Origin of the sequence: Gardnerella bretellae (genome assembly GCF_048545135.1) — a bacterium.
Classification (GTDB): Bacteria; Actinomycetota; Actinomycetes; order Actinomycetales; family Bifidobacteriaceae; genus Bifidobacterium; species Bifidobacterium greenwoodii.
Genome location: NZ_JBKQXU010000007.1, coordinates 1 through 3,575, shown reverse-complemented (window position 1 = coordinate 3,575; position 3,575 = coordinate 1). Strand labels below are relative to the sequence as shown.

General features: G+C 48.5%; 4 protein-coding genes. All 4 read left to right on the top strand.

Features of this window, described 5'->3' with window-relative positions:
- On the top strand, positions 1-197 hold a 197-nt coding region (locus tag ACJV7B_RS05610), incomplete at its 5' end, for a hypothetical protein (RefSeq protein WP_419389163.1).
- Between the two features lie 5 nt (positions 198-202).
- Positions 203-1,465, top strand: coding sequence for a CHAP domain-containing protein (locus ACJV7B_RS05605; RefSeq protein WP_419389162.1), 1,263 nt, complete (start codon positions 203-205; stop codon positions 1,463-1,465).
- A gap of 117 nt (positions 1,466-1,582) precedes the next feature.
- Entirely contained in the window at positions 1,583-2,299 is a 717-nt protein-coding gene (locus ACJV7B_RS05600) for a C40 family peptidase (RefSeq protein WP_004137023.1), read from the top strand.
- Between the two features lie 111 nt (positions 2,300-2,410).
- The gene (locus ACJV7B_RS05595; protein WP_004137025.1) at positions 2,411-3,436 is read left to right on the top strand and encodes a universal stress protein; all 1,026 of its coding nucleotides are present in this window, start codon (positions 2,411-2,413) and stop codon (positions 3,434-3,436) included.
- Positions 3,437-3,575: the final 139 nt, after the last annotated feature.

The window sequence follows — 3,575 nt, the reverse complement described above, 5'->3', positions numbered from 1 at the left end:
TTATTGCGCACTCTATTTCGTATGTTATTGCGCACTTTATTACGCACTTTATTACGCAGCGCGATTCCAATAAGTGTTTCCTACATCCGCGCCACGTTGTAATCTTAAATAGTTGCGTCTGTGGAAGGCGTGCGTTGGGTGTCGCTAAATCCACAATGTTCACAGCATTTACAGGCAAAGTTTACGTAAGAAAGTGATTCGTATGAAGCGTGCTGCACATGGTGCTCCGAAGGCAAAGGGGCGTAGTTATTCGCCGCTTTCGCTTTTTGTAGCACAGCATGGTGAGCATGGTGCGCACGGTTCGCACAGTGAGAGTACTTCTTCGCATAGCTCTCGCACTTCGCGCGGGGATCACGGCCTTCATGGCGCGCGTTCTTACCAAACTAATCGCAATAGTGAGCGTTTAGCTGCACTTTCAGCAAGCAATGGTGCTGTTGTTGAGGTTTCGGATGCTGTTGCCGAGCGTTTGCAAGAGATTATGCCGCAAAGCCGTCGCGAAATCAGGTTGTCTAGGCTTGCTAATGAGCGTCGTCGTCGCCTGCTTGTTTCAACTTCTATGATTGCTATGATTGGCGCTGTTGCGGCAACAATGTCGCTTACAAAAATTAATACTTTTGATTCTCGCGCAGCCGAGCTTGAGTCTGGCATAACTAGCGTGGACGATTCTTCGGCTTTGAATGTATCTCGCTCTAGCCAGCGTACTTCGCTTGATTCTCCAGATTCTATGGATGCAATCAATAACGCTGTTGACTCTATTGAAAACGCTAGTGGCTCAGACTCCGGTGATGCTTCACATGCAGCTCATGCCGCTCATGCTGCACACGCTGCACGCGCTGATTATGATGCAAATACTAATAATTCCGGTGCTTATGCTTCTTCGGGAATTTCCGGCCTTTTGGGTATTTCGACTGCAAGAAGCGCTGCAAGTTCGCGTTCTGGAACCGCTTCTGTAACGTCTTCTAAGTCTGATTCTTGGAAGCTGGGTGCAGATTCTGGCTTTAATATTGCGGAAATGTCGCGTTCTGCTGCAGATAATCCTAAAGTCGCTTTGCTTATGGATAAAGACTTTGACGTATTGCCAAAGGGCTTTAATCCAAATCATGCAACTGGTGATACCGGTAACGCGTATGAGTTCAGCCAGTGCACTTGGTGGGTGTATGTGCGTAGGTCTCAGCTTGGTTTGCCTGTTGGTTCGCATTTTGGCAACGGAAACATGTGGGCTGATTCTGCGCGCGGACTCGGATATTGGGTTGATCGCACTCCTCGTCACGTTGGAGATATTATGGTTTTCCGCGCTGGTCAGGCTGGTTCGGATCCGTTCTACGGACATGTTGCAATTGTTGAGAAGATTAATCCAGACGGTTCGATTGAAACTTCGGAATCTGGCGCTTCTTTGCGCGGAAAAACATTCTCTCGTAAGTTTGATGCAAAGCAGCTTTCCCAGTATCAATTCATTCACTACTAAAGTATTACTAAGCTGTCGCTTAGCTTATTATCTATCTTTATTACCAATTGCTTATCAAAAGCGCGAAATTGTGCGCCAAACGCGCATGTAACAGCGTAGTGTTAGACTTCTAAAAGTATGTTAAATCACAGTAAGATTTTTTCAGTTATTGCATCAGCAGTCACTGCGGCTTCAATGCTTGCTGTTATGGCTCCAATTGCCATGGCAGATTCTTCGCATGCGTCAGAGCAGGCGGCTGTTACTTCAACGCGCTCATTCCCAAAGATGTCGAGTGTGCGTCGAGATCTTTTGACTGAATCTACCTCTACTGATGTAGATTCCAACTCCCATTGGGGTGGAATTGAAAGCTTAAACGTTCCTCAAACTAAGACTCCTAGCGAACTTGCCGCTGCTGCCGCGCGAAACGCTTATGAAGCTGCAGCAAGCCGTTCTGAGTACCGTGGTGGCGCTCAGCCTGTTCAGCAGGCTAATATTGTGCCGCCAAACGGTAAGTCTGTTGAGGCTTTGCTTAATTTCGCTACGCAATTCTTAGGTAAGGTTCCGTATCGCAGTGGCGGTACAACTCCTGCTGGCTGGGATTGCTCCGGCTTCGTGCAGTACGTTTTTGCGGCTGTTGGTGTTTCTTTGCCTCGTACTTCTGGCGCGCAGGCAACTGTTGGAACTCCAATCCCAAGCCTTGATCAAGCACAGCCGGGCGATATTATTGCCAACGGTCAGCATGCTTCTATTTATGTTGGTAACGGAATGGTAATTAATTCCCAGCTTGCCGGCACTAAGTACGATCCAATCCGCTACGTTTTCCCTGGTGGATATTCTATTCGTCGAGTCTTGTAGTTATATATCGCAAAACTTGCGAGCAATCAATCTAAAATTACGCTACAATAGTAAATACGTTTGCGCACAAGTGACGCTGCTGCCACAAGTGCCCGTATGAGGAGGTTGGCGATGATTCCCGAAAAAGCTGTTTTAGTTGGAGTTGATGGCTCTCACGCGAGTTATAAGGCAGTTTGGTGGGCTGCAAATTACGCAAAACATGCAGGCTTACAGTTGCAAATTGTTTGCGCGTATTCTTTGCCGAGTTATGCGGCGGTTTCGTTTGATGCTACTTATACTGCGATTGGTGACGATAACGCGGCTCATCACGATGCGCAAGAAATTCTTTCAAAAGCTAAGGCTGTGGCGCTTGAGCAGGGCGTTGACGCAACTACTCTGATTGTTACAGGCGACCCTTCGTCGGTTTTCGTGGAGCTTTCGCGCAATTATCAGCTTATTGTGATCGGTAACCGTGGTAAAGGCGGCTTGGCGGAGCGTTTGCTTGGAACAACTAGCTCTTCGTTGCCGGCATACGCGTATTGCCCAATCGTGGTTGTGCCTTACACAGACGACGATGGTCAGCGAATACACTTAAATAACACGATTTCGCGCGTGGCTGTGGGTTCGGACGAATCTAAGTGGGGTCTTAAAGCGTTGGAAATTGCTGCTAATTTGGCAGATAGCTGGAATGCGGAGCTGGATGTTATTTCCGCAGTTCCAAGCGTGCAGGGCGCTGAGGGAGACACTGCAGTTATGGGATCTTATATGGAAGATCTTGAGGAGCGCGTGAAGCCGATTTTGCAACGTTTGCCGGATTTGAAGATTCACCGAACTGTTGTGCCTGGCTCTGCTGTTGATGCGCTGACTCAGGCTAGCTTGAATCATGATCTTGTGGTTGTTGGCTCGCGAGGCCGCGGCGGTTTTACTGGGCTTTTGCTTGGTTCGATTAGCCAGGGCTTGCTGCAGCATTCTTCGAGGCCTGTGTACGTTGTTCCAAGAAAGTATGTGGAATTTAGTGCGGCTCAGGTTGCGGCTGCTCAAAAGCAGAGCGAGAATGCGTCTATTGACGATATTTCTGGCGTGCATGAGGTTGATGTTCCAAAGGCTGGGGCAGAAGCGGCCAAGGAGATTGAGCAGACGATTGATCCTCTGCGTTAATGCAACAATCTGCTTATAGTGCGTTCGCGTTGCCGCGCGGGCGCACTTTTGTGTTTGGAGGGTTTGGTGTGGCGTATCGCTCCAAACGTGGGTAATTTATCTCGCATTTGGAGGGTTTGACGTGGTTTTGCGCTCCAAA